Origin of the sequence: Kineococcus rugosus (assembly GCF_050871975.1) — a bacterium.
GTDB lineage: Bacteria > Actinomycetota > Actinomycetes > Actinomycetales > Kineococcaceae > Kineococcus.
Genome location: NZ_JBJLSJ010000013.1, coordinates 1 through 23,483 on the forward strand (window position 1 = coordinate 1; position 23,483 = coordinate 23,483).

Below are 23,483 nucleotides of genomic sequence, written 5' to 3' on the forward strand. Positions count from 1 at the left end.
CCCCCCCCCCCCCCCCCCCCCCCCCCCCCCCCCCCCCCCCCCCCCCCCCCCCCCCCCCCCCCCCCCCCCCCCCCCCCCCCCGCCCCCCCCCCCCCGCCCCCCCCCCCCCCCCCCCCCCGCCGAGGGTCGGGCTGCTGACCCCGTCGGCGTCCACGGTGCTGGCGATCGTGCCGCCGGTGGTCACCACCACGATCAACGGGGTCGTCACGGTTCTCCTCAGTCCTGCGGGTGGTTCCGGGCGGCCAACGCTTCCACACGCGGCTTCGCGGCGCGCCACCCGAGGGCCAGCAGCGGCGCGACGACGACGAGGGAGGCGATGGTCCAGGTCCCCACGGGCGCGTCGAACGCCATGAGGACGAGGACGGCGGCGAGGAACACCAGGGTCGCGTACCCGCTCCACGGCGCGAACGGCATCCGGAACGCCGGCCGCGGGATCCGCCCGGCCTTCGCCCACGACCACAGCCGCAGCTGGCACAGGACGATGACGCCCCAGGCGCTGACGATGCCGATGGCGGCGATGTTCAGGACGATCTCGAACGCGTCGGCCGGGACGAACGCGTTGAGGACGACCCCGAGCAGCGCGACGGCGACGGTGAGGGCGATCCCGCCGTAGGGGACGCCGTTGCGGTTCACCCGGCCGGCGAAGGCGGGGGCCGAGCCGGTGTGCGCCATGGAGTGCAGGATGCGGCCGGTGGAGTACAGGCCCGCGTTCAGCGAGGACAGCGCGGCGGTGAGGACGACGAGGTTCACGAACGCGTCGACGCCCTCGACCCCCACGTGGGAGAAGAACGTCACGAACGGGCTGACGCCCTTCTCGTAGGCGTCGAACGGCAGCAGCATCGCCAGCAGCAGCACCGACCCGACGTAGAACACGACGATGCGGACGATGACGGTGTTGATGGCGCGGGGGATGACCTTCTGCGGTTCGTCGACCTCACCGGCGGTGGTGCCGACGAGCTCGATGGAGGCGTAGGCGAACACGACGCCCTGGACGACGACGACGGCCGGGAGCAGGCCGTTGGGCAGCCAGCCGCCGTTGGCCTCGATGAGCCCGAACCCGGGGCGCTGGCCGTCGACCGGCTCACCGAGCACCACGAAGCACGTGCCGACTACGAGGAACGCGGCCAGGGTCAGCACCTTGAGCAGCGCGAACCAGAACTCCAGCTCACCGAACACCTTCACCGACAGCAGGTTCAGCGCGAGGACCACGACGATCGCGGCCAGCGCCCACACCCACTGGTCGACGGCGGCGATCGGCGCCCAGTAGCGGCCGAAGAAGTTCATGTAGAGGGCGACGGCGGTGACGTCGACGACGGCCGTGGTGGCCCAGTTCAGCCAGTACAGCCAGCCCGCGACGAACGCGGTGCGCTCGCCGAAGAACTCCCGGGCGTAGGAGACGAACGACCCCGACGTGGGGCGGTGCACGACGAGCTCGCCGAGCGCGCGCAGGATGAGGAAACCGAAGAAGCCGCAGACGGCGTAGACGCCGACGAGGGCGGGACCGGCCCCGGCCAGCCGCCCGCCGGCGCCCATGAACAGGCCGGTGCCGATGGCGCCGCCGATGGCGATCATCTGGATCTGCCGGGGCCGCAATTCCTTGCGGTACAGCGATTCCGGCGGTGCGGTCGTGGTGCCGGCGGGGTTCGGGGGAACCTGGGTCGTCATCGGGGGGACTCCTGGGAGGTTCGCGAGGTGAGGTTCTCGGGACGGAGCAGTTCGTCGAGCTCGTCGGCGGCGAGCAGACCGGACGCCAGCACGAGGTCCTTCACGGACGCCCCGGTGAGCGCGGCCTCGGTGGCGATGCGGGTGGCGGCCTCGTACCCCAGGCGCGGGTTCAGCGCGGTCGCCAGGCCGATGGAGTTCTCGACGCGGGCGCGCAGCAGCGCCGCGTCGGTGGTGATGCCCACGACGCACCGGTCGGTGAGGACCGCGACGGCGCGGGTGAGGTTGCGGGTGCCCTCGGACAGGCGCTGGGCGATGACCGGCTCGAAGGCGTTGAGCTGCAGCTGCCCGGCCTCGGCCGCCATCGAGATCGTCACGTCGTTGCCGACGATCTGGAACGCCACCTGGTTGACGACCTCGGGGATGACGGGGTTCACCTTCCCCGGCATGATCGAGGACCCGGCCTGCACCGCGGGCAGCGTGATCTCCCCGAGCCCGGCCCGGGGACCGGAGGACAGCAGCCGCAGGTCGTTGCAGACCTTCGACAGCTTCACCGCGACCCGCTTGAGCACCCCGGACAGGTGCACGAACTGGCCGACGTCCTGGGTGGCCTCGACCAGGTCGGGGGAGCTCACGAGGTCGTACCCGGTGAGGGCGGCCAGTTCGGCCACCGCGCGGTCGGCGTACCCGAGGGGGGCGTTCAGGCCGGTCCCCACGGCGGTCGCGCCGAGGTTCACCTCCAGCAGCAGGTCCGCGGACTCCCGCAGCCGGGCGATGTCCTCGGTGAGCATCACGGCGTACGTCGCGAACTCCTGGCCCAGCGTCATGGGCACGGCGTCCTGCAGCTGGGTGCGGCCCATCTTCACGACGTCGCGGAACTCGGCGGCCTTCGCGGCGAACGCGTCGCGCAGCCGTTCCAGCTCGACGACGAGCGCGTCGATCCAGCGGCGCGTCGCGATGTTCACGGCCGTCGGGTAGACGTCGTTGGTGGACTGCGAGGCGTTCACGTGGGTGTTCGGGTGCAGGAACGCGTAGTCCCCGCGCTGCCGGCCGAGGAGCTCCAGGGCGCGGTTGGCGATGACCTCGTTGGCGTTCATGTTCGTCGAGGTCCCGGCGCCGCCCTGGACGACGTCGACGACGAACTGCTCGTGCAGGGCGCCGTCGGCGATCTCGCGGCAGGCCCGCACGATCGCGTCGGCGCGCTCGGCGTCCAGGACGCCGAGCTCGGCGTTGGCGACGGTGGCGGCCCGCTTCACGTCGGCCAGGGCGCGCACGAGGTGCGGGTCCTGGCCGATCACGCGGCCGGTGACGGGGAAGTTCTCGACCGCGCGCAGGGTGTGGATGCCCCAGTACGCGTCGGCGGGGACGTCCCGGGTCCCGAGCAGGTCGTGCTCGGGACGGGTCGTCGGGGGGTCGATCGGGGCAGGGGCGGAGCGGGTCACGGCGTCGGGTCCCTTTCGCTGAACCTGTCCGGCTGTCTGACAGGTTCCGGCAGGATGGGGGAGCCGCCGCGGCCCCGTCAAGTACCCCGGGCCCGACGGGACGGTGAGACGATCGGCCCGTGAGCGCCTGGGCCGACCGTCCCCCCGCCGTCGCGAGGGTGGGCGCGGCCGAAGCCGTGTTCGCCGACCTGCGCGACGCGATCCTCGACGGCGAACTGCCCGTCGGCACCCGGCTGCCGTCCGAGGCGGCGCTCGCCGAGCGCCACGGCGTCTCCCGCTCCGTCGTGCGCGAGGCCCTGCGCTCCTGCCACGCCCTCGGCCTCACCGAGCCCCGCACCGGCCTGGGGTCCTTCGTGGTCCGCGACCGGGTCGAGCAGGACCCCGTCTTCGGCAGCTTCGCCGCGTCCGAGCTGCTGGAGGCCCGCCCCCTCGTGGAGGTGCCCGCCGCCGGCTGGGCCGCCGTCCGCCACACCGCCTCCGAGCTGGCCGAGCTGCGCGCGCTGATCGAGGCCATGGTCGGGGAACCGGACCCGCAGGAGTGGGCCGGGCTCGACGGGCGCCTGCACGGGCTCATCGCGCAGGCCTCCCGCAACCGCGTCCTGGAGTCCGTGCTCGCCGCGGTCCGGGAGGCCTCCACCGCGCAGTCGCAGGCCCTGAACCTGCTGCCCGACCGGCGCGACCGCTCCGACGAGGAGCACGCCGCGATCGTCGAGGCCATCGCCACCCGCGACTACGACGCCGCGGCCGACGCCATGCGCGCCCACCTCGACGCCGTCGGCGTCGCCCTGCGCGCCCTCACCGACCGCACCCCCTGACCCGCCGGCGGACCGGACCCCGGACCCGGTCTTGACCGCCCCCGCCGGTGCGGGGAGCCTCGGTGCGTGGCGTCCGTGCTGCTCACCAGCCTGCCCGTGCCCGGTCACCTCGGCCCCGTCCTCGCCGTCGCCGTCGGACTGGCCGAGCGGGGGCACCGCGTCCGGGTGCTCACCGGCGGCGGGTTCCGCGAGCAGGTCGAACGGGCCGGGGTGCGGTTCGTGGAACTGCCCGACGACGCGTTCGTCCTGCCCGACCAGCTCGAACGCCCGATCCCCGGCGGCCCCCGCGGGGTGGGGGTCGCGCTGGAGCAGGTCTTCGTGCGGCGCACCGCCCCGCAGTTCGCGGCCGTGCGGCGGGCCCTGGCGGCCGAACCCGCCGACGTCGTCGTCACCGAGCTGCTGTTCATGGGGACCTACCCGCTGCTGGCGTCGGCGCACCGCCCCCGCGTCGTCCTGCTCGGCATCAGCCCGCTGCCCGTGCGCGGCGGCGGGACCGCCCCCTACGGGCTGGGGCTGGCCCCCGCGCGGGGACCCCTCGCCCGGGCCCGCAACGCCGCCCTGTCGGCCGTGGTCGACCGGCTGCTGTTCGCCCGCCCCGAACGGACCCTCGCCCGGGAGTTCCAGCGGCTCACCGGGACCCCGCCGGAGGTGTCCCTGTTCGACCTGCCGCTGCGCACCGACGCCGTGGTGCAGCTGTGCCCACCGGGTCTGGAGTACCCCCGCCCCGGGCTGCGGGTGCCGATCCACTTCGCCGGGCCCCTGCCGGTGCCGCCGCCGGGGCTGCCCGAACCGCCGTGGTGGGCCGACCTCGACGCCGGCCGGCCCGTCGTGCACGTCACCCAGGGCACCGTCGCGAACACCGACCTGCACCGGCTGGTCGTGCCGACCCTGCGGGCGCTGGCCGACCGTCCCGTCCTCGTCGTCGTCAGCACCGGCGGCCGGCCCGTCGAGGACGTCGGGCCCGTCCCCGCCAACGCCCGGGTCAGCACCTTCCTCGACTACGGGCGGTTCCTGCCGCGCGTCGACGTCCTCGTGACCAACGGCGGCTACGGCACGGTGAACCTCGCGCTGGCGCACGGGATCCCGCTGGTGGTCTCGGGACGGACCGAGGACAAGGCCGAGGTCGGCGCGCGGGTCGCCTGGTCCGGCGCGGGGATCGACCTGCGCACCGACCGGCCCCGCCCGCAGCGGCTGTCCGACGCGGTGGGACGGGTCCTCACCGAACCCGGCTTCGCCCGCGCGGCCGGGCGGTTGCGGGCCGAGATCGGGACCGCCGGTGGTCTGGACACCGTCGACCGGCTCGTCCGGGGAACCTGAGCGTTCCGCCCCGCGGGAACCCACCGTCGCCCTACGCTCCCGAGCGGTGGCTGTGCGTCGGCACGGCGTTCTCGGTGAGGAGGTTGCTCGTGCGCGGACGTGCGGTCGTGGCGGTGCTGGCCCTGCTGGCCGGGGGTTCGGTCGCGACGGCGGGGGCCGCGTCGGCCGCCGACTGCCTGCAGCGCCCCGTGCAGGCCCGGTACGACCAGCTCGGCGGCGCCACCGGCAGGCTCGGCGCGGTCACCGCCTGCGAGCAGCCCACCCGCACCGGCAGCTTCGCCACCTTCCAGCGCGGCGCCGTCTACGCCAGCCCCGCCACCGGCGCCTGGGACGTGTCGGGCTCGTTCCAGGACCTGTGGTCCCGCACCGGCTGGGAGAACGGGTTCCTCGGCTACCCCGTCTCGGGGGAGGACCCCAGCGCCGCCGGCGGCGTCTACCAGAACTACCAGGGCGGAACCCTCTACTGGTCCCCGCCGACCGGCGCCCACTCCGTCTCCGGCGCCTTCCACGGCCGGTACGGCTCCCTCGGGTACGAACGCGGGTTCCTCGGCTACCCCACCTCCCAGGAGGTCCCCCTGCGCGGCGGGGTGCTCCAGCGGTTCCAGGGCGGCACCGCCTACTGGTCGCCGGCCACCGGCGCGCACACCGTCTCCGGCGCCTTCCTCGACCTGTACGGCCGCCTCGGCTGGGAGGGCGGCTGCCTCGGCTACCCCGCCACGCAGGAACAGCCCAGCACCGCGTCCGGTGTGTACCAGCGGTTCCAGGGCGGCACCGCGTACTGGTCGCCGACCACCGGCGCGCACGCGCTGTGCGGGGCGTTCCTCGACGCCTACGGCTCCACCGGCTGGGAACGCGGGTCCCTGGGGTACCCCACGAGCGACGAGCACGCGATCCCCGGCGGGCGGCGGGTCGACTTCCAGGGCGGGTACGTCGAGTGGTCCGCGGCGACCGGGGCGCGGGTGAACCAGCCGATCGCTGCCACCCCCGCGCCCCCGCCGCCGCCGCCGCCGAGCGGTGCGTACTACGCGAACTGCACCGACGTGTGGAACACCATCGGCCGTCCGATCCGCCGCGGGGAACCCGGGTACCGGACCGCCCTGGACCGCGACGACGACGGCGTGGGCTGCGAGTCCGACCCCCGCTGAGGCCCCTGCTGGAACCCGCGCGTGCCACGGTGGGCCGGTGATCCGACCCGCCGAGGACCGCGACCTGCCGCGCCTGCAGGACGTCGAGCGCGCCGCGGGCGTCGCCTTCCGCGACGTCGGGATGGCGGCGATCGCCGACGACGACCCGCCGACGCTGGCGACCCTGCGCGCCTACTGCGCCGCCGGCCGGGCGTGGGTCGTCACCGGCGACGCGGACGACGTGCCGGTCGCCTACCTGCTGCTCGACGTCGTCGACGGCGCCGCCCACGTCGAGCAGGTGTCGGTCCACCCCGCCCACGCACGCCGCGGCCTGGGCCGGCGGCTCCTCGGCACCGCCACCGGCTGGGCCGCCGACCACGGCCTGGACGCGGTGACGCTCACCACGTTCGCCGAGGTGCCGTGGAACGCGCCGTACTACGCCCGGCTCGGGTTCACCGTCGTCCCGGACGACGAGGCCGGGCCCGGGCTGCGCGCCGTGCGCCGCCACGAGCGCGACCTCGGGCTGGACGCCTGGCCGCGCGTCGCGATGCGCCGCCCCGTGTGACGCCGGGTGGTGCCTCCGCTCAGTGCAGGTCCGACGGGTCCGTGTTCGCCCCGCACACCACCACCGCGACCCGTTCCCCCGCAGCGGGCCGGTACGCCTCCAGACCCGCCCACGCGGCCGCCGCCCCGTGCTCGGCGACGACCCGGAACCGCGACCACAGGTCCCGCCGCGCCGCCGCGATCTGCTCGTCGCCCACGAGCAGGCTCACCGGGCGGGTGCGGCGGGCCACGTCGAACCCGATCGACCCGATGCGCCGCGCCCCCAGGGAGTCGGCCGCCACCCCGGACACCGCCACGTCCACCGGTTCCCCCGCGGCGAGGGCGTCGTGCAGCGTGGGAGCCCCCACCGGTTCGACGGCCACCACCCGCGCCGACCCCTCCAGCGCCGCCGCCACCCCCGCGAACAGCCCGCCCCCGCCGACGGCGACCAGCACCGTGTCGACGTCCGGCACGTCCTCCAGCAGCTCCACCGCCAGCGTGCCCGCCCCGGCCGCCACCTCCGGCTGGTCGTAGGCGTGGCAGAACACCGCCCCCCGATCCTGCGCGAACGCCACCGCCGCCTCGTAGGCGCGGACGTACTCCGACCCCACCTGCCGCACGTCGGCGCCCAGGCCCCGCAGCTTGCGGACCTTCACCGCGGGCGCGGACTCCGGGACGAACACCGTCGCCGGCACCCCCAGCTCCGCCGCCGCGAACGCGTGCGCCAGGCCCGCGTTGCCGCCCGAGGCCGCGACCACGCCCCGGGTCGCGTCGAGCTCACCGCGCTCGCGGGCCACCAGTTGCCGGTTGAAGGCCCCGCGCGCCTTGAAGGTCCCGGTGTGCTGGAGGAACTCCAGCTTCAGCCACAGGTCCGGGCCGACCCGGAGCACGGGGGTGCGCCGCACCCGCCCGGCGGTGCGGTCGGCGGCGGCGGCGATGTCGGCGGGGGTGATGGTGTCCACCCGCCGATCCTGCCGGGCCCCGCGGGCCCGTCCGGACCACCCCCCGGGATCACCGGTAGGCCGTTCAGGGACATCTGCACCGCGCGAGGTGTTGCCGCGCGTGATCGCTGCCGAAGGTCGGGGGGACGAGAAGCGAGTGCGGGTCTCGGAGGCCACCGACCGGCCCCCGACGTGCGGAGGAGCGACATGAAGACAGTCCTGGCCATCGAGACGACGAGGCCCATCGGCGTCCGGGACCTCAACGGGTTCATCTCCGGGATCTCCGAACGCGTCCCGGGCTGCTTCGTGTCCCAGGGCCCGAGCAGCCGCGGCAAGGTCACCGTGACGATCCTGTCCCCGCAGGCCGTGCCCCTGGAGATCGCCGAGGACGTCCTGGAGTCCCTGCCGGAGCTGTGCGAGGCGATCAGCGGGATCACCCTGCAGGAGGCCGTGCGCCGGCCCAACCCGCGCCAGCAGCCCCGGCCGCAGACCGCGCCGCCGGCCCCCGTCGGCTGATCTCACAGCACCCGCTCGACCCGGGGGCCCGCCACGACGTGGACGCCGAGGACGCCGACGCCCCCGGCCGCGCACGCCCCCACCAGGGCCTGCGCCCACTCCAGGTCCGAGGCCCCCACCGGGCGCGGCCCCGGCGGTGACAGCGCGAACGCCACCGACCCCACCCCGGAGGTCTGCTCGGCGAGGAGCTCGGCCAGGACCCCGGCGAGGTTCGCGGCGAACGGGCCCGCGGGACGCTCCGGCACGTCCTCGACGATCACCAGCGACGCCTGCTGGTGGCCGTCGGCGTCGAAGAGCTGCACCCACAGGTCCGTGCGGGGCACCACCTCCTCGTCGGCGGCCAGCAGCCGCCACCGGTCGGCGAGCTGCTCGGGGGTGCGGACGGGCGGCAGCGACGTGCGGTGCGGGATCGACATGCGCCCAGCGTCCGCGGCCGCACCGGCCGGCCCCGCCTGCCGTCCACAGCGCGGGGGACCGGACGCGCCACCGGGCGCCTGTGCGGACCGCGGCGCCCCGGCGGCGACCTCCCGGTCGGCCGGTGCCGGCCCCGCGGGCGCGCCGGGGCGGTCCTAGCCTGACGCGGTGATCACTGCGGGTGTCGACCTCGCGACCCAGCCGGCCAGGACGGGCCTGGCCGTCGTCGAGTGGCGGCCCGGCGCGGCCCGGCTCGCGCACCTGCAGCTGGGCGTCACCGACCGCGACGTCGTCGAGGCGGCCACGACGGCCGACAAGGTCGGCATCGACTGCCCGCTGGGGTGGCCGGACGACTTCATCGCCTTCACCACCGCGCACGCCGCCGGCCGCGTCGAGCTGCCCACCGCCGAGAGCGGCGACGAGCTGCGCCGCCGCCTGGCGTACCGGGAGACCGACCGGGTCGTGCGCCGCGCCGGGTACTCGCCCCTGAGCGTCGCCACCGACCGCATCGGGCTCACCGCGATCCGGGCGGCGCTCGTCCTCGGAGCCCTCGCCGCCGCCGGGGCGCCCGTGGACCGCTCGGGGGCCGGGGTCGTCGCCGAGGTGTACCCGGCGGCCTCCCTGCGGCGGTGGGGCCTGGCGCACCGGCAGTACAAGGGCGAGGGTCACCGCGCGGCGCGGCAGGCGCTGGTCGCCGCGCTGCGCGAGCAGGTGCCGTGGCTGGACCTCGGCGGGCACGTCCGGCTGTGCGAGGCCTCCGACGACGCGCTGGACGCCGTCGTCGCGGCCCTGACCGCGCGCGCCGCCGCGCTCGGGCGCTGCGCCCCACCGCCGGAGGAGGACGTCGAGCGCGCCCGGCGGGAGGGGTGGATCCTGCTGCCGGAGGGCCCGCTGTCGACCCTGGTGGAGGACTGAGGCGGCCCGTCGACGGCGCCGCTCAGCCCCGCTCGCCGGTGGTCTCGGCGACCTGCTTCACGTGCGCCGCGCGCCGCTCCAGCAGCCGTCGCAGGTACGGCCCCAGCACCAGCCGCGTGACGACCGCCCCCAGCGGGCCGGCGGGGGCGACGACGCTCAGGCGGTCGGTCATCCGGGTGACCACCGCACCGCCGGGCCCCGTCGGGACGCGGCGGGCCTCGAACAGGTGCTCGTGGTGCAGGGCGGCGAAGGGGCCGCGGGTCTGCTCGTCGACGAAGCGGTGCGGTCGGTCGTGGGCGGTGACGCGGCTGGTCATCCGCCAGGGCAGGCCGAGGTGGCGGGCGTGGAAGGTCACCTCGTCACCGAGCCCCAGGCGACGGCGGCCGCTGCTGGTGGTGGCGCGCTCGCCGCTGCCGGCCAGGGAGGCGGTGTGGACGTCGACGTCCAGCTCCAGGTCGAAGACCGTGGAGGGCTCGGCGGCGACGTCGGTCACCACCTCGATCAGCACGAGCACCAGGGTGCCGGTCGCAGAGATGCCGCGCTCAGGGACCGGGTGCGGTGAGGTGCCGGTCGACGGCCGCGGCGGCGAGGTCGCGCACCGGTGGCGCCGCGACGCCGGGGGCGGGGAGGGAGCGGCGGGTGCGGGCGGCGAGGTCGCCGTCGTAGAGCAGGAGCAGTTCGGCGGCCAGCGCGCCGGGGTCGTGGGCGCCGGCGTCGGCGGCCAGGGACCGCAGGCGCCCGGTGAGGAGCCCGGTGTCGGCGAGCAGCCAGGGGTGCGCGGGGTGCTGCGGGTCCACGACCTCGACCGCGGCGGCGAGGAAGGCGCAGCCCCGGCCGGCGTCCTGGACGCGCTGCAGGTCCTCGAGGGCGTCGAAGACCGACAGGAGCCGGGCGCGGGGGTCGGCGCCGGCGCGTTCGAGGGCCGCGTCCCAGGTGAGCCGCCACCGTTCGTGGCGGCGCTGGAGGTAGGCGGCCACGAGGTGGTCCTTGCCGGGGAAGTGGGCGTAGAGGGTCGCGGGGGCGACCTGCGCGCGGCGCAGGACGGCGTCGACGCCGGTGGCGGCGATCCCGTGCTCGTAGAAGAGCTCCTCGGCGGCGTCCAGCAGGCGCGTCCTGGCGGGTGCTCTCGCGCCTCGGCTGTCCACGCGGCTACTGTAACGACCACTATGGTGAAGCGATCGTTACAGTCAGGGCGCGGGGTGGTCGTCGCCGGAGCCGGGTTCATCGCCCTGACCTACGGGGTGGTGCGCTTCGGGTACGGCCTGCAGCTGCCCCGGCTGACGGCCGAGTTCTCCCTGTCCGCCTCGACGGCGGGCCTCATCGCCTCCGGCAGCTTCCTCGCCTACTGCGCCACCGCGCTCGCCGCCCGCGGCCTCGTCGTGCGCCGCGGCGGCCGGGTGGTCCTGCGGCTGGCGGCCGCGCTGGGCGCGACCGGTGCCCTGGTGGTCGCGGTCTCCGGGTCCGCGGCGGTGCTGGCCCTGGGGGTGCTGGTCGCCGGCAGCGCGGCCGGGGCCGCCTCACCGGCCCTCGTCGTCGCCGTCGCCGCCACCGTGCCGGAGCGCTCGGCGCCCCGCGCCCAGGCCGCGGTGAACGCCGGCACGGGCCTCGGGGTCGCCGCCGTCGGGGTCGCGACCCTGCTGGCCCCCTCGGCGTGGCGCCCGGTGTGGGTCCTGGCCGCCGTGGCGGTCCTCCTCGTGGCCGCCCGGGTCGACCGGCGCACCCGCTGGCCGCGCCCGGCCCCCGGCGACCGTCCCGGCGTCCGCACCGGCGCCCCCCGCGACCCGTGGACGGCGCTGCTGCCCCCGGTCCTCGCCGCCGCGCTGGCCGGCGCGGGCAGCGCGGCCGTGTGGACCTTCGGGCGCGACCTGCTCGCCGGCACCGGCGGGCTGCCGGAGCGGACCACCGCGACGCTGTGGGTGCTGCTCGGGGTCGCCGCGGTCCTCGGCGCCCTCAGCGGCGACGTCGTGCGCGTCCTCGGGCTGCGCCGGGCGTGGGCCCTGACCGTGCTCCTGTCCGCGGCCGGGACCGCGGTGCTCGCGCTGGCCGCCGCGCACGTCGCGGTCGCCGGGGCGGCCGCCGCCCTCTTCGGCGGCGCCTACACCGCGCTCAGCGGGGTCCTCATCGCCTGGGCCGGTGAGCTGCGCCCGCACACCGCCGGCGCCACCACCGCCACCCTGTTCGTCTCCCTGACCGCCGGTCAGGCGGTGGGCTCGGCCGCCACCGGCGCCCTCGCCGGCAGCACCGGACCCGTCGCCGCCTTCCTGGTCTGCGCCGCGCTCCTCGTGGCCGCCGCCGCCGTCCTGCCCCGGCGCGCCGTCAGCGCGGCGGGAGCGGCTGCCCGGCCGTGAGGTGCGGGGACCGCGGTGCCCTCAGCGGCCACGTCCCGTCGGGCGTCGGACCCGCTGGGGTGAGCTGCCCGGGACGACCTCGAGCAGGCGCCGAGCCTCGAGGTCGACCTTCACGTAGCGGGTGAAGTTCGTGAGGCGGCCGCCGGGGAAGGCGGGGTGGCCGCCGAGGCGGTCCTGGGCCGTGGCGACGACGGTCTTCAGCAGCGCCCCGCGGTCCGGGTCGGCGTCGTCGACGACGTCGAGGATGACGTCGCGGACCAGTTCCCACTGCTCCAGGGGCAGGGTCCAGTCCTCCATGCCGCCTTCGAGGGACCCGTTGAGCACCCGCACCCGTCCCCGGGAGCGGTCCTGCTCGTCGGTGGCCCAGGCGGAGGCCGGGACCTCCCAGCCGCCGTCGGTTCGTCGTCGCGCCACGGGTGCCGTCCTCCAGGTCTCGGTCAGGTCTCGGTCGAGTCGTCGGGGGGGCCGGGGGTCGCTCCCCGGTCCCGGCGCGTCACAGCATGACGGCCAGGGCCACCACCGCGGCGGCCAGCAGCAGCAGGCCGAGGGCCGCGGGGACGGAACGGGGCTGGACGCGCTCCCCGCCCAGGCGGTCGTACGCCCGTCGCAGGGGTCCGGTCGTGCGGTGGCGCCAGGTGAGCCCGGCGACGAGCAGCAGCAGGCAGGGCAGGCAGTAGACGAGGCCGTAGCCGGCGAGCACGAGCAGGCCGGTGCCGGCGGGGACGTCGGCGGCGGTGAGGCGTTCGACCGCGACGAGGTAGGGGAAGGCGTTGGGCAGGTCCGCCCCGGTGACCAGCACCCCGAGGGGGGCGGCCGTCCAGGGCCCGAACCACGGGGGCAGGACGACCGCGGCGCGGGTGCGGGTCCGCAGGCGGCGGACGGCGCTGACCGCCAGGACGAGCGCGGCGAGCAGGAGCGCGCCGCGACGGACCCAGCCGGCGGCCCCGGCGACGGTGTCGCCCAGCGCCGCGCCGCCGAGGAACAGGCCCGCGCCGGCGGCGACGACGACGAGGTAGGCGCCCGCGACGTAGGCCAGGGCGGTGCTCCCGGGCCGGCGCAGCGGCGCCAGCAGGATCAGCGTGACGCCGGCGAGGGTGGCGGGGTTGAGGGAGTCCAGGGCGGCGAGCCCGGCGATCGCCGCGAGGAGACCGGCAGTCAGCATGAGATGAAAGTAACCGGTGTGAGACGGAAAAGTCTCAGATGAGTAGGGTGTGGGTGTGGTCACCTCCTCGCACCGGAACCCCGCACCCGATGTCGCGGTCGAGGTCTTCGGCGATCCCGTCGCCGTCGCCGCCGCCCGGCACCTGGCGCTCGCCCCGGCGGCGTCGATGCAGGAGCTGGCCGCGGCCGCCGGGGTCAGCCGGGCGACCCTGTTCCGCCGGTTCCCGTCCCGGGCCGCGCTGGTGGCCGAGCTGTGCCGGGCCGCGGCGGAGGCCTTCGTGCGCGCGGTGGAGGAGGCCTCGCCCGGGGAGGGGACCCCCGCGCAGGCGCTGGAACGGGTGGTCGAGGCGCTGGGGCGCCTGGCCGCGGTGGTGGGCCTGCTCGGGTTGCAGCCGCTGCAGGAGCACGTCGAGGCCGACCTGCTCGCCCGCACCGCGGCGACCGAGGAGACCCTGCGCCGGCTGGTGCGGCGCGGTCAGGAGAGCGGGGACTTCCGGGTGGAGGTCGACCCGGAGTGGGTGCTGACGATGCTGACGTGGTTGCTGGTCGGCGCCGCCGACAGCGTGCGCCTGGGCCGGCTGACCTCCGGCGCGGCGCAGCGTCACCTGGCCGCGACGATCACCGCGGCGCTGCGGCGGACCCCGTGAGGCCCCTCGACCGGCGCCGGCCGCGGCGCCCCGGCCGGCTGGACCCCCGGGCCGGGCGCTGGGTGCTCCTGGTGACCGCACTGGCCCAGCTCGCCGGCCCCGCCCTCGCGGGCTTCGACCAGGGCGACGCCGAGGACCCCGTCGTCGTCCCGCCCGGCCCCTTCTTCGCGGTGTGGGCGGTGGTGCTGCTGGGGTGCCTGGCGGTCGCGGTGCGCGGGTTCCCGCGGCACCGGGCCGGCACGGCCGGCTACCGCCGGCTGCACCTGCCGCTGAGCCTGGCCCAGGTCGGGTTCGTCGCGTGGCTGTGGGCCGCGGCGACCGCACCGGTGGCCACCGTCCCGGTCTTCGCCGTCGTGCTGGTCTGCCTCGGTGTGGCGCTGCACCGCGCGCCGCCGGCCGGGGTTGCCACCACCGCGAGCGGCGGCGCGCTGCCGGAGGCGGTCCTCGGCGTCTACGCCGGGTGGTCCGCCGCCGCGGTCTGGATCAACACCGCCACGGTCCTGGACCGCCCCTCCGGCCCGACGCTGACCGGTCTGCTGGCCGGCGCGGTGGTCACGGCCGTGCTGCTCGTCACCGTCGTCGCGCGCACCCTCGCCGCGCGGTCGGCCGCCGCAGCGGCCAGCGCCTGGGCCCTGTGCGGGGTGGCGCTCTCCACCTCCGCCGCCGGTGCCGCCGGGTCGTCCGCGGTGGCGCTGACCGGTCTCGCGGCGGTGGCCGGCGCCTGGGTGGTCACGGCCCGTCGCACCCACCGGGCCCGGGGGGCCGCGGAGGTGCTCGGCGCCCGGTAGCCGGCTCGCCCGGGCGCCCCGAGGTGAACGTCGGGTGAAGTCCCCGCCGCCGGGCTCCTCCGACAGGTGTCGCTGCCGAAGAACTGGTGGAGCGCTGAACCGGTCGGCGCGCAGGAGGCGGCGAAGTGGACACGGGGCAGCAGCGGCAGGACCGCGGAGCAGGCCGGGCGGACGCCCGGGGGCGCGGCGCGGGGGGCTGGCTCGCCAACCGCCGGGTCGGGACCCGCGTGCTGGGCGCGACGGTCCTGGTGGCCCTCGCGGCGCTGCTCGTCGGGCTGGTCAGCTGGTCGGTGGTGGAGAACCTGCAGACCCAGCGCCAGGACGAGGTCGGGCGCGCCGTCCCCTACATCACCGGGCTGCAGCAGGCGGCGCTGGCCGCCAAGTCCGCCGCCACCGACGAGCGCGGGTTCTTCATCACCGGCGACCGGGAGTTCGTCGACGAGAGCCTGGGTCGCGAGGAGAGCTTCACCGCCGCGATGGCCGACGCCCGCGCCGCGGCGCGGACCGACGCCGAGCGCGCGACCGTCGACGCCGTCCAGGCCGACGTCCACGCCTGGTTCGAGGCCCTGAGCGCGGAGTACGCCCTCGCCGCCACCGACCGGGACGCGGCCGTGGCGGCGTCGTTCGGGCCCAACCGCGACGCCCGCAAGGAGTTCGAGGCGCTGCTCGCGGAGGAGACGGAGCGGGCGAGCGCCGCGCTGGCCGCGGGGCAGGACTTCGCCGCCACGGTGCAGCGGGGTCAGACGCTCGTGCTGGGCCTGCTGGTGGTGAGCCTCGTGGTGGCCGTGGCGGCCGCGCTGGTGGTCCGCCGCAGCATCGTCGCCCCGCTGGGTCGGGTCACCGACGTCCTCGCCCGGGTCGCCGACGGCGACCTCCGGGCGACCGTGGGCCTGTCCAGCCGCGACGAGATCGGGGCCATGGCGCAGGCGCTGGACCACTCCACCGACCGCTTCCGCGCGACGCTGGCCCAGATCACCGCCAGCGCGGGGCAGCTGGCGGCCTCCGCCGACGGGCTGACCCACGTGTCGTCCCAGCTCTCCGCCGGGGCCGAGCGGTCCGCGGACCAGTCGCAGGTCGTCTCGGCGGCCACCGAGGAGATCTCGGCGAACATCGGCACCGTCGCGGCGGCCGGGGACGAGATGAGCGCCGCGATCCGCGAGATCGCGACCTCCACCGCGGAGGCGTCCTCGGTGGCCGCCGCGGCGGTGGCCTCCGCGCAGGAGGCGTCGGCGACGCTGGACCGGTTGTCGGCGTCGTCGCGGGAGATCGGTGACGTGGTGAAGCTCATCACCTCCATCGCCGAGCAGACGAACCTGCTGGCCCTGAACGCGACCATCGAGGCCGCCCGCGCGGGGGAGATGGGCAAGGGCTTCGCCGTCGTCGCCGGCGAGGTGAAGGAGCTGGCGCAGCAGACCGCCCGCGCCACGGAGGACATCACCGGCCGGGTGGGCGCGACGCAGGCCGACGCGGTGGCCGCCGCCGCCGCCATCGCCGACATCGGTGAGGTCATCGCCCGGATCGACGGCCTGCAGGCCACGATCGCCGCGGCGGTGGAGGAGCAGTCGGCGACGACGGCGGAGATGGTCCGCAACGTCACCGAGGTGTCGACCGGCTCGCAGGAGATCGCCGCCAGCGTGTCGGGCATGGCGTCGACCGCCGCGGACGCCACGACCAGCGCCGGCGACACCGCCCGGGCCGCCCACGACGTCGCCGGCACGGCGCAGCAGCTGAAGGAGCTGGTCACCGTCTTCCGCGTCTGAGCCCGTCGCGTCCCGCGGGGGACGGTGACCCCGTCCCCCGCGGTGGGCCTCAGCCCGGGACGCCGGACTCGGCGACGATCCGCGCGACCGTCTCCTCGTCGAGCTCGAACAGCTCCTCGCCGTCGCCCGGCGACGGGATCGACAGCACCCGGGACCGCACCACGTCGTCGACCTCGACGAGCAGCGCCCCGTGCCCGCGCAGGATGCGCTCGCGGCCGGGGGCGGCGAACGGGTCGCTGCGGTTCGCCACCGCGGGGGCCACCAGCGCCGTCAGGCCGGACGGGTAGGTCTGCGCGGCGGCGTGGTGGTAGTGCCCCGACAGCACGACCCGCACGTCGGTGCCGTCGAGGGCGGCGAGCAGGTCCGCGGGGTCCTGCAGCTTCAGCCCGTCGTGCAGGACCGTCGGCGCCGGCACGGGGGAGTGGTGCACGACGACCGCGGACCCCTTCGGGGCCGCGGTGGCGAGCACCGACCGCAGCCAGTCCAGCTGCTCGGCGCCCAGGAGGCCGTACCCGCGGCCGGGCACCGAGGAGTCCAGCACGACCAGCCGGAACCCGTCGACGTCGTGCACCGACCGGACCGGGCCCAGGACCTCGGTGAACTCCGCGGGGGTGTCGTGGTTGCCCATCGCGAAGACGGGCACCGCCCCGTGGGCGCGCGCGAACTCCCCGACCAGCGCGCGGGCCGTCTCGTAGGAGGCGACGGTCCCGTCCTCGGAGACGTCACCGGAGACCACCACGGCGTCGAGGGGCCCGATGCGGTGCAGCGACTCCAGGACGTGCCCGAGGGCGGCGGTGGTGTCGACGAACCCGCCGTGCAGGCCGCCGGCCGCCATCAGGTGCGTGTCGGACAGGTGCAGGATGCGCGTCACCCCTCCTCCCCCTCCTTCTCCTCGTCGTCCTTCTCGTTCTTCTTCTCGGCCTTCTGGTCCCCGGCGCGCGCGGCGTTCCCGGCGGCCGCGGGGTTCCCGGTGGCCGCGGCGCTCCCGGCCGCCGCGCCGTCCGTGGGCGAGTCCGTCGGGGTCGACGTCGGGGAGTCCGTCGCCGTGGCCGTCTGCGTCGGCGTCTGCGTCGGTTCCGGTTCGGCCGCGACCGTGAGGGTGATCTCGGTGCCGACGGGGACGCGGGTCTGCGCCTGCAGGTCCTGGTCCACGACGGTGCCCGGGGTGGCGTCGCTGACGTCGGTGGTCTCGGTGTTGATGCTCTGGAACCCGAGGGCGCGCAGTTCCGCCTTCGCCTCGTCCTCGGTCTTGGTGACGACGTCCGGCACCGTGACCTGCCCGCTGGCGACGTTCAGCCCGATCGACGTCCCCTTCGGCTGGGAGCTGCCGATCGCGGGGTCGGTCGAGACGACCTCGCCCTTGCCCACCGACGCGTCGTCGACGGTCGTCACGTTCCCGGCCTGCAGGCCCGCGGCCACGAGCGCGGCCCGGGCCTCCTCCTGGGTCTGGCCCTTCACGTCCGGCACCTGCACCGCGTTCGGGCCCGAGGACACGACGACGTTCACGGTGCCGCCGACGGCGACCGGCTGCCCGACCCCGGGGTCGGTGCGGACCACGTCGCCCGGGTCGACGTCGTCGCTGGCCTCCTCGGTGACGTTCGCCACCAGGCCGGCCTCCTCCAGGTCGGCGCGCGCGCTGTCCCCGTCCTTGCCCACGACGTCGGGCACCGGCACGGTCGCGGGGGTCGTCGACGTCTGGACGGGGGTCCCCCCGCCGTCGCCCTGGTTCAGCAGCGCGTACCCGACGCCCCCGATGCCGAGGGCCAGCAGGACGACCAGCAGCACCCACGGCCAGCGCCGGCGGCGCTCCTCCTCCGGGTCGGGGGCGTCCCCGACGCGCGGCAGCGTCCCGGTGGGCGGGCTCGCCGGCACCGGCGGGGTGACGGTCGTCGCGGCGGCCGTGGCGGCGAACCGCTGCGTCGCCTGCTGCGCGGCGGGGTCGTTCGGGAAGCTCGCCCCGCGCAGCGGGCGGCCCTCCACGGCGCGGCGCAGGTCGTCGGCGAAGTCGGCGGCGCTCTGGTACCGGTTCTCGCGGTCCTTCGACAGCGCCATCAGCACCACGCGGTCCACGGCCGGCGGGATCTGCGGGGCCAGCGCAGACGGCGGCCGCGGCTGCTCCGAGACGTGCTGGTAGGCGACCGCGACGGGCGCGTCACCGGTGAACGGGGGGCGGCCGGTGAGGATCTCGTACAGCAGGCAGCCGGTGGAGTACAGGTCGCTGCGGGAGTCGACCTGCTCCCCGCGGGCCTGCTCGGGGGACAGGTACTGCGCGGTGCCCATGACCGCCGACGTCTGGGTCAGCGTCGCGGAGGAGTCGCTCACGGCCCGGGCGATGCCGAAGTCCATGACCTTCACCTCGCCCGCCGGGGTGATCATCACGTTCGCGGGCTTGATGTCGCGGTGGACGATGCCCATCCGGTGCGAGTACTCCAGCGCGCCCAGGACGCCCTCGGTGTAGGCGAGCGCGTCGGTGATCGCCAGCGGGTGGTCGGTGCGCAGCATGTCGCGCAGCGTCCGGCCCTCCACGTACTCCATGACGATCCACGGCAGCTCGACGCGGCCGCCGCCGTGCTCGGTGAGCTGCTCGGCGCCGGTGTCGTACACCGCCACGATCGAGGGGTGGTTCAGCCCCGCCGCGGCCTGCGCCTCGCGCCGGAACCGGGCCTGGAAGGAGGGGTCGCGCGCCAGGTCCGAGCGCAGCAGCTTCACCGCGACGGTCCGTCCCAGCCGGGTGTCGCGGGCCACGTGCACCTCGGCCATGCCGCCGCGCCCGAGCAGGCTCCCGACCTCGTACCGGCCGCCGAGCACGCGCGGCGCCGGCAGCCCGTGGCCAGTCGTCGTGTCCGTCACTGCTCTCCCCGTTCCCCGCGTGCCTGGTCCTTGCGCTCACCCATCGAGGGCCGCCTCCATCACCGTCTTGGCGACGGGTGCGGACAGCCGCCCGCCGTACGCGCTCTCGGTCGAGCCGCCGTCCTCGATCACCACGGCCACCGCGACCTGCTCGTCCCCGTCGTCGGCGAACGACGTGAACCAGGCGTACGGGGGCAGGCCCGCGCCGTGCTGCGCGGTGCCGGTCTTGCCGCCGACCCGGACCCCGTCGATCTTCGCGCGGGTCCCGGTGCCGCTGTCCACGACCAGCTCCATCATCTGCTGCAGCGTCCGCGCGTTCTCCGAGCTGACCGCGCGCCCCAGCTCCGACGGCGACGACCGCTCCACGACGCTGCCGGAGTCACCGGCCTCGCGGACCTCGGCCACCAGGTTCGGCTTCATGACGACGCCGTCGTTGGCGATGGCCGCGGAGATCATCGCGACCTGCAGCGGGGTCGCGAGGTCGTTGCCCTGCCCGATGCCGGAGTACGCCAGCAGCGGCCCGGCGACGTCGTCGCCGGTGGGGAAGCTGCTCGTCGCGACCGTGGTCGGGATCGTCAGCGACTGCCCGAAGCCGAACTTCGCGGCCTGCTCCCCGAGGGCGTCCGCGCCGAGCTTCAGGCCCAGGTCCCCGAACGCGGTGTTGCAGGAGATCTTCAGCGCGTCCGCGAGGGACACCTGGTCGTTCGGCCCGCAGGCCGTGCCCTCGTCGTTCTTCAGGGTGTTGCTCGTCTGCGGCAGCGCCAGCTCCTGCGGCCCGGCGACCAGCGTGTCGGCGGTGTAGTCGCCGCTCTCCAGCGCCGCGGCCGCCGTCACCAGCTTGAACGTCGACCCCGGCGGGTACAGCGTCGAGGTGGCCCGGTTGATCAGCGGGTCGTCCTCGTCGGCGTTCAGCGCCGTCCACGCCTGCTCCTGCGCGGCGCCGTCGTGGCTGGCCAGGGAGTTCGGGTCGTAGCCGGGGCTGGACACCATCGCCAGCACGTCCCCGGTCCGCGCGTCGAGCGCGACCACGGCGCCCTTGCGGCCGTCGAGCGCGTCCCACGCCGCCTGCTGCACCTTCGGCTCCAGCGTCAGCGTCACGTCGGCGCCCTTGGGCTTCTCCCCGGTCAGCAGGCTCGACAGGTTCCGGTAGAACAGCTCGTCCGCCGAGCCGGACAGCACGTCGTTCTCGGCGCGCTCGATGCCCGACGTCCCGTACCGCAGGGAGTAGAACCCCGTCACGGGCGCGTACAGCTGCCCGGCGGGGTAGGAGCGCTGGTACTGGTAGGCGTCGTCGACGGGGGTGCTCGCCGCGATCGCCGCGCCGCCCTGGACGAGGATCGCGCCGCGCTCGCGGCCGAACTCGGCGTACAGCTGCCGGGAGTTGCCCGGCATCGCGTTCAGCTTCCCCGCGGTGATGAACTGGATCCACGTCGTGGAGGCGAACAGCGCGAAGAACAGGAACGCCACCACCAGGGACAGCCGGCGCAGCGGGCGGTTCATACCGTCCTCACCGCCTGCGTCACGCCGGTGTCGTCGCCGGGGCCGTTGCGGACCTCCGCGGCGGGACGGCGCGCCAGGTCCGACACGCGCAGCAGGAGCGCCACGACGATCCAGTTCGACACCAGGGACGACCCGCCCGCGGCCAGGAACGGCATCGTCAGCCCCGTCAGCGGGATGACCCGCGTCACGCCGCCGACGACCACGAACACCTGCAGCGTCACCGAGAACGCGAGCCCGGCGGCGAGCAGCTTGCCGAAGCCGTCGCGGACGCCGATGGCCGTCCGCAGCCCCCGCTCCACCAGCACGACGTACAGGACCAGCACGGCGAACAGCCCGGCCAGGCCGAGCTCCTCGCCCAGGGAGGCGTAGATGAAGTCGGAGTTCGCGTACGGCACCGTCTGCGGGCGGCCCTCGCCGAGGCCGGTGCCGGTCAGCCCGCCGTTGGCCATGCCGTACAGGCCCTGGACGAGCTGGAAGCTGGACCCGGTGCGGTTCTCCGTCGTGAAGGGGTGCAGCCAGATGTCGACGCGGGCCTGGACGTGGCTCATCGTCGTCGCCGCGAACACCGCCGCGGCCGAGAACATCAGCAGCCCCAGCACGATCCAGGAGACCCGCTCGGTCGAGACGTACAGCACCGCGACGAACAGCCCGAAGAACAGCAGCGACGTCCCGAGGTCGCGCTGCAGGACGAGGATCCCGATGCTGGCGACCCAGGCCAGCAGGATCGGCCCGAGGTCGCGGGCGCGGGGCAGCTGCAGGAACAGCACCTTGCGCCCGGTCAGGCTCAGCGCGTCGCGGTGCACGACCAGGTACCCGGCGAAGAACACCGCCAGGCAGATCTTCGCCAGCTCCCCGGGCTGGAAGGTGAAACCGGCCAGGCCGATCCAGATGCGGGCCCCGTTCACGGTGCGGCCCAGGCCCGGGACCATCGGCAGCAGCAGCAGGACCAGACCGGCGACGGCCGCCGTCCACGTGTACCGGCGCAGGATGCGGTGGTCGCGCACGAACGCCAGGACGACCCCGGCCGCGACGATCCCCAGCGCGGACCAGAGGAACTGCCGGGACGCCGAGGACGTGTCGAGGGCGGTGTCGAGCCGGTGGATCATCACCAGGCCGATGCCGTTGAGCAGGGTCGCCACCGGCAGCAGCAGCGGGTCGGCGTGCCGGGCCCGCCACCGCAGCAGCAGGTGCAGCGCGATCGCCAGGCCCCCCAGGCCGCCGGCGTACGCGAACAGGTTCGGCGGCAGCGCGCCGTCGACGGTGAGGCCGACGACGGCCCACGCCCCGCCCGCGATGGCCACGGCCGCGACGACGAGCAGCAGCTCGACGTTGCGCCGGGTCGTGGGGTACACGGGCAGCACGGTGGCCATCAGCCGACCCCTCCGCAGTCCTGGGGCGTGACGCTCTCGGTGGTGGTGGGGGTGCTCGTGGGGGAGCCGGTGGCCGGGCCGGTCGTCGGGCCCGCCGTCGGGGCGGCGGTGGGCGTGCTCGCCGCGACGGCCGCCCGGCAGGCGGCCGCGTTCTCCTCCAGGTTGCCCACGAGCTCGCGCGCGTCGGCCAGGCTGCTGGAGGTGACCCGTGCGCGGACGCGGTTCGCCCACGTCGTCGACAGGTCCGCGACCGCGATGCCGGTGCTCTCCAGCACCTGCGACGTGCGCAGCGGCCCGATGTCCTGCGACAGCCCCCGGTAGATCGCGACCGTCCCGTCGTCGTCGCCCACGAAGTACTGCTGCTGGCTCCAGCGCCACACCCCGAAGCCGCCGGCGGCCAGGAGCACCACCAGCAGCAGCGGGCCGGCGATCCAGCGCACCCGCCGGCGGCGGCGCTCGCGCGGGGTCAGGGGCGGGCGGCCACCCTCATGGTCGTCCTCCGCGTCGTCGCCGGACTCGTCCTGCGCGGCGCGCAGCGCGGCGGCCCGGGCCGCGGGCGTCCCGGCGGCCGAGGACCGGCGCGGGCGGTGGAACGCGGCCGCGCCCACGACCTGCGGCGTCGTCGAGGGGGCGTGCCCGGCGTCCAGCTCCACCACGTCGGCGACCAGGCAGGTGATGTTGTCGGGGCCGCCGCCGCGCAGCGCGAGCTCGACGAGCCGCTGGCAGGTCGTGTCGGGGTCGGCGCCCGCGGCGAGGGTCTCGGCCAGGGTGTCGTGGCTGACGACGCCGGACAGCCCGTCGCTGCACAGCAGGTACCGGTCGCCGGGCCGCGCCTCGCGGACCGACACGTCCGCCTCGTCGTCGCCGCGCCCCGTCAGCACCCGCATGATCACCGACCGCTGCGGGTGCCGCTCGGCCTCCTCGGGGCTGATCCGGCCCTCGTCGATGAGGGACTGGACGTAGCTGTGGTCCTTCGTGAGCTGCGTCAGCCGCCCGTCGCGCAGCAGGTAGCCGCGGGAGTCGCCGATGTGGGCCAGCACCAGCCGGGACCCGGCCCGCAGGATCGCGGTGACGGTCGTGCCCATGCCGCTCAGGTCCGGTTCGGTCTCCACGCGGCGGCGCAGCTGCTCGTTCGCGGCCTCGATCGCGTCGTGCAGGTGCTGGGCGGCGTCGTCGCTGCCGTGCGACTCCCCGTCCAGGACGGACATCTCGCCCACCGCCAGGGAGCTGGCGACGTCACCGCCGGCGTGCCCGCCCATGCCGTCGGCCACGACGAGCAGGTGCGGCCCGGCGTAGCCGGAGTCCTGGTTGGTGGTCCGGCCCAGCCCGACGTCCGAGCGCGCGGCGAAGTTCAGCGCGATGGCCACGGG

General features: G+C 75.9%; 23 protein-coding genes. 10 read left to right on the forward strand and 13 right to left on the reverse strand.

The genetic code is table 11. The annotated features are described in order from the left end of the window. Positions 1–216 precede the first annotated feature (216 nt). Together ACRYM6_RS09095 and ACRYM6_RS09100 are read right to left on the reverse strand one after the other, a co-directional pair. Positions 217–1,665, reverse strand: a complete 1,449-nt coding sequence (locus ACRYM6_RS09095; protein WP_432542542.1) for an amino acid permease — start codon at positions 1,663–1,665, stop codon at positions 217–219. Continuing rightward, complete coding sequence (locus ACRYM6_RS09100; protein ID WP_432542543.1) at positions 1,662–3,104, reverse strand: aspartate ammonia-lyase; 1,443 nt, start codon at positions 3,102–3,104, stop codon at positions 1,662–1,664. Before ACRYM6_RS09100 ends, ACRYM6_RS09095 begins: the two co-directional genes overlap by 4 nt. 119 nt (positions 3,105–3,223) lie before the next feature. On the opposite strand from ACRYM6_RS09100, the gene ACRYM6_RS09105 reads away from it, so the two are divergent. The 4 genes from ACRYM6_RS09105 to ACRYM6_RS09120 all read left to right on the forward strand — a co-directional run bounded on the left by ACRYM6_RS09105 (position 3,224) and on the right by ACRYM6_RS09120 (position 6,925). After that, positions 3,224–3,919, forward strand: coding sequence for a FadR/GntR family transcriptional regulator (locus ACRYM6_RS09105; RefSeq protein WP_432542544.1), 696 nt, complete (start codon positions 3,224–3,226; stop codon positions 3,917–3,919). Between the two features lie 66 nt (positions 3,920–3,985). Further along, entirely contained in the window at positions 3,986–5,236 is a 1,251-nt protein-coding gene (locus ACRYM6_RS09110; RefSeq protein WP_432542545.1) for a glycosyltransferase, read from the forward strand. 89 nt (positions 5,237–5,325) lie between these two features. Continuing rightward, positions 5,326–6,381, forward strand: a complete 1,056-nt coding sequence (locus ACRYM6_RS09115; protein WP_432542546.1) for an excalibur calcium-binding domain-containing protein — start codon at positions 5,326–5,328, stop codon at positions 6,379–6,381. A gap of 37 nt (positions 6,382–6,418) precedes the next feature. Continuing rightward, positions 6,419–6,925 carry a GNAT family N-acetyltransferase gene (locus ACRYM6_RS09120; protein WP_432542547.1) on the forward strand — a complete coding sequence of 169 codons (507 nt, stop codon included), beginning with the start codon at positions 6,419–6,421 and terminating at the stop codon, positions 6,923–6,925. Between the two features lie 19 nt (positions 6,926–6,944). Here the strand turns inward: ACRYM6_RS09120 and ACRYM6_RS09125 are convergent, their stop codons facing one another. Beyond that, entirely contained in the window at positions 6,945–7,865 is a 921-nt protein-coding gene (locus tag ACRYM6_RS09125; RefSeq protein WP_432542548.1) for a threonine/serine dehydratase, read from the reverse strand. Positions 7,866–8,051: 186 nt separating this feature from the next. On the opposite strand from ACRYM6_RS09125, the gene ACRYM6_RS09130 reads away from it, so the two are divergent. After that, positions 8,052–8,360: a hypothetical protein gene (locus tag ACRYM6_RS09130; protein ID WP_432542549.1), complete on the forward strand. Its 309-nt coding sequence runs from the start codon at positions 8,052–8,054 to the stop codon at positions 8,358–8,360. Between the two features lie 2 nt (positions 8,361–8,362). On the opposite strand, the gene ACRYM6_RS09135 is transcribed toward ACRYM6_RS09130, so the two are convergent. Beyond that, positions 8,363–8,776 carry a hypothetical protein gene (locus tag ACRYM6_RS09135; RefSeq protein WP_432542550.1) on the reverse strand — a complete coding sequence of 138 codons (414 nt, stop codon included), beginning with the start codon at positions 8,774–8,776 and terminating at the stop codon, positions 8,363–8,365. 166 nt (positions 8,777–8,942) lie between these two features. Here ACRYM6_RS09135 and ACRYM6_RS09140 point away from each other — a divergent pair, with 166 nt between their 5' ends. After that, entirely contained in the window at positions 8,943–9,689 is a 747-nt protein-coding gene (locus tag ACRYM6_RS09140) for a DUF429 domain-containing protein (protein WP_432542551.1), read from the forward strand. A 22-nt stretch (positions 9,690–9,711) separates the two neighbouring features. Here the strand turns inward: ACRYM6_RS09140 and ACRYM6_RS09145 are convergent, their stop codons facing one another. Both ACRYM6_RS09145 and ACRYM6_RS09150 read right to left on the reverse strand, forming a co-directional pair. Further along, positions 9,712–10,197, reverse strand: coding sequence for an SRPBCC family protein (locus tag ACRYM6_RS09145; protein ID WP_432542552.1), 486 nt, complete (start codon positions 10,195–10,197; stop codon positions 9,712–9,714). Between the two features lie 34 nt (positions 10,198–10,231). Further along, complete coding sequence (locus ACRYM6_RS09150) at positions 10,232–10,834, reverse strand: TetR/AcrR family transcriptional regulator (RefSeq protein ID WP_432542553.1); 603 nt, start codon at positions 10,832–10,834, stop codon at positions 10,232–10,234. 54 nt (positions 10,835–10,888) lie between these two features. On the opposite strand from ACRYM6_RS09150, the gene ACRYM6_RS09155 reads away from it, so the two are divergent. After that, on the forward strand, positions 10,889–12,037 hold the full coding sequence (locus ACRYM6_RS09155; protein WP_432542554.1) for a YbfB/YjiJ family MFS transporter: 1,149 nt from the start codon (positions 10,889–10,891) through the stop codon (positions 12,035–12,037). A 21-nt stretch (positions 12,038–12,058) separates the two neighbouring features. Here ACRYM6_RS09155 and ACRYM6_RS09160 read toward each other — a convergent pair whose 3' ends face one another. Together ACRYM6_RS09160 and ACRYM6_RS09165 are read right to left on the reverse strand one after the other, a co-directional pair. Beyond that, positions 12,059–12,451, reverse strand: coding sequence for a DUF6958 family protein (locus tag ACRYM6_RS09160; RefSeq protein WP_432542555.1), 393 nt, complete (start codon positions 12,449–12,451; stop codon positions 12,059–12,061). 79 nt (positions 12,452–12,530) lie between these two features. Beyond that, on the reverse strand, positions 12,531–13,199 hold the full coding sequence (locus tag ACRYM6_RS09165) for a GAP family protein (protein ID WP_432542556.1): 669 nt from the start codon (positions 13,197–13,199) through the stop codon (positions 12,531–12,533). Positions 13,200–13,254: 55 nt separating this feature from the next. On the opposite strand from ACRYM6_RS09165, the gene ACRYM6_RS09170 reads away from it, so the two are divergent. The 3 genes from ACRYM6_RS09170 (at position 13,255) to ACRYM6_RS09180 (ending at position 16,393) form a co-directional block, all read left to right on the forward strand. Next, entirely contained in the window at positions 13,255–13,845 is a 591-nt protein-coding gene (locus ACRYM6_RS09170) for a TetR/AcrR family transcriptional regulator (protein ID WP_432542557.1), read from the forward strand. Further along, positions 13,842–14,633 carry a hypothetical protein gene (locus ACRYM6_RS09175; RefSeq protein ID WP_432542558.1) on the forward strand — a complete coding sequence of 264 codons (792 nt, stop codon included), beginning with the start codon at positions 13,842–13,844 and terminating at the stop codon, positions 14,631–14,633. Before ACRYM6_RS09170 ends, ACRYM6_RS09175 begins: the two co-directional genes overlap by 4 nt. Positions 14,634–14,758: 125 nt before the next feature. Beyond that, the gene (locus tag ACRYM6_RS09180; RefSeq protein WP_432542559.1) at positions 14,759–16,393 is read left to right on the forward strand and encodes a methyl-accepting chemotaxis protein; all 1,635 of its coding nucleotides are present in this window, start codon (positions 14,759–14,761) and stop codon (positions 16,391–16,393) included. A gap of 49 nt (positions 16,394–16,442) precedes the next feature. Here the strand turns inward: ACRYM6_RS09180 and ACRYM6_RS09185 are convergent, their stop codons facing one another. Genes ACRYM6_RS09185 through ACRYM6_RS09205 form a run of 5 tightly spaced genes read right to left on the reverse strand, consistent with a single transcriptional unit; the run spans position 16,443 to position 23,480 of the window. After that, positions 16,443–17,264, reverse strand: a complete 822-nt coding sequence (locus ACRYM6_RS09185; protein WP_432542560.1) for a metallophosphoesterase — start codon at positions 17,262–17,264, stop codon at positions 16,443–16,445. Next, on the reverse strand, positions 17,261–19,243 hold the full coding sequence (gene pknB / locus ACRYM6_RS09190) for a Stk1 family PASTA domain-containing Ser/Thr kinase (RefSeq protein ID WP_432542561.1): 1,983 nt from the start codon (positions 19,241–19,243) through the stop codon (positions 17,261–17,263). The genes ACRYM6_RS09185 and pknB overlap by 4 nt, the downstream gene beginning before the upstream one ends. 36 nt (positions 19,244–19,279) lie before the next feature. Beyond that, positions 19,280–20,743: a peptidoglycan D,D-transpeptidase FtsI family protein gene (locus tag ACRYM6_RS09195; protein WP_432542562.1), complete on the reverse strand. Its 1,464-nt coding sequence runs from the start codon at positions 20,741–20,743 to the stop codon at positions 19,280–19,282. Then, the gene (locus ACRYM6_RS09200) at positions 20,740–22,113 is read right to left on the reverse strand and encodes an FtsW/RodA/SpoVE family cell cycle protein (RefSeq protein ID WP_432542563.1); all 1,374 of its coding nucleotides are present in this window, start codon (positions 22,111–22,113) and stop codon (positions 20,740–20,742) included. The genes ACRYM6_RS09195 and ACRYM6_RS09200 overlap by 4 nt, the downstream gene beginning before the upstream one ends. Next, positions 22,113–23,480 (reverse strand): Stp1/IreP family PP2C-type Ser/Thr phosphatase, encoded by a 1,368-nt coding sequence (locus tag ACRYM6_RS09205; protein ID WP_432542564.1) that lies wholly within the window; start codon positions 23,478–23,480, stop codon positions 22,113–22,115. Before ACRYM6_RS09205 ends, ACRYM6_RS09200 begins: the two co-directional genes overlap by 1 nt. Positions 23,481–23,483 lie beyond the last annotated feature (3 nt).

Coding starts and splice junctions, on each gene's coding strand:
- ACRYM6_RS09095 (WP_432542542.1), bottom strand. CDS start 1,665: ATGACGACCCAGGTTCCCCCGAACCCCGCCGGCACCACGACCGCACCG.
- ACRYM6_RS09130 (WP_432542549.1), top strand. CDS start 8,052: ATGAAGACAGTCCTGGCCATCGAGACGACGAGGCCCATCGGCGTCCGG.
- ACRYM6_RS09135 (WP_432542550.1), bottom strand. CDS start 8,776: ATGTCGATCCCGCACCGCACGTCGCTGCCGCCCGTCCGCACCCCCGAG.
- ACRYM6_RS09165 (WP_432542556.1), bottom strand. CDS start 13,199: ATGCTGACTGCCGGTCTCCTCGCGGCGATCGCCGGGCTCGCCGCCCTG.
- ACRYM6_RS09195 (WP_432542562.1), bottom strand. CDS start 20,743: ATGAACCGCCCGCTGCGCCGGCTGTCCCTGGTGGTGGCGTTCCTGTTC.
- ACRYM6_RS09200 (WP_432542563.1), bottom strand. CDS start 22,113: ATGGCCACCGTGCTGCCCGTGTACCCCACGACCCGGCGCAACGTCGAG.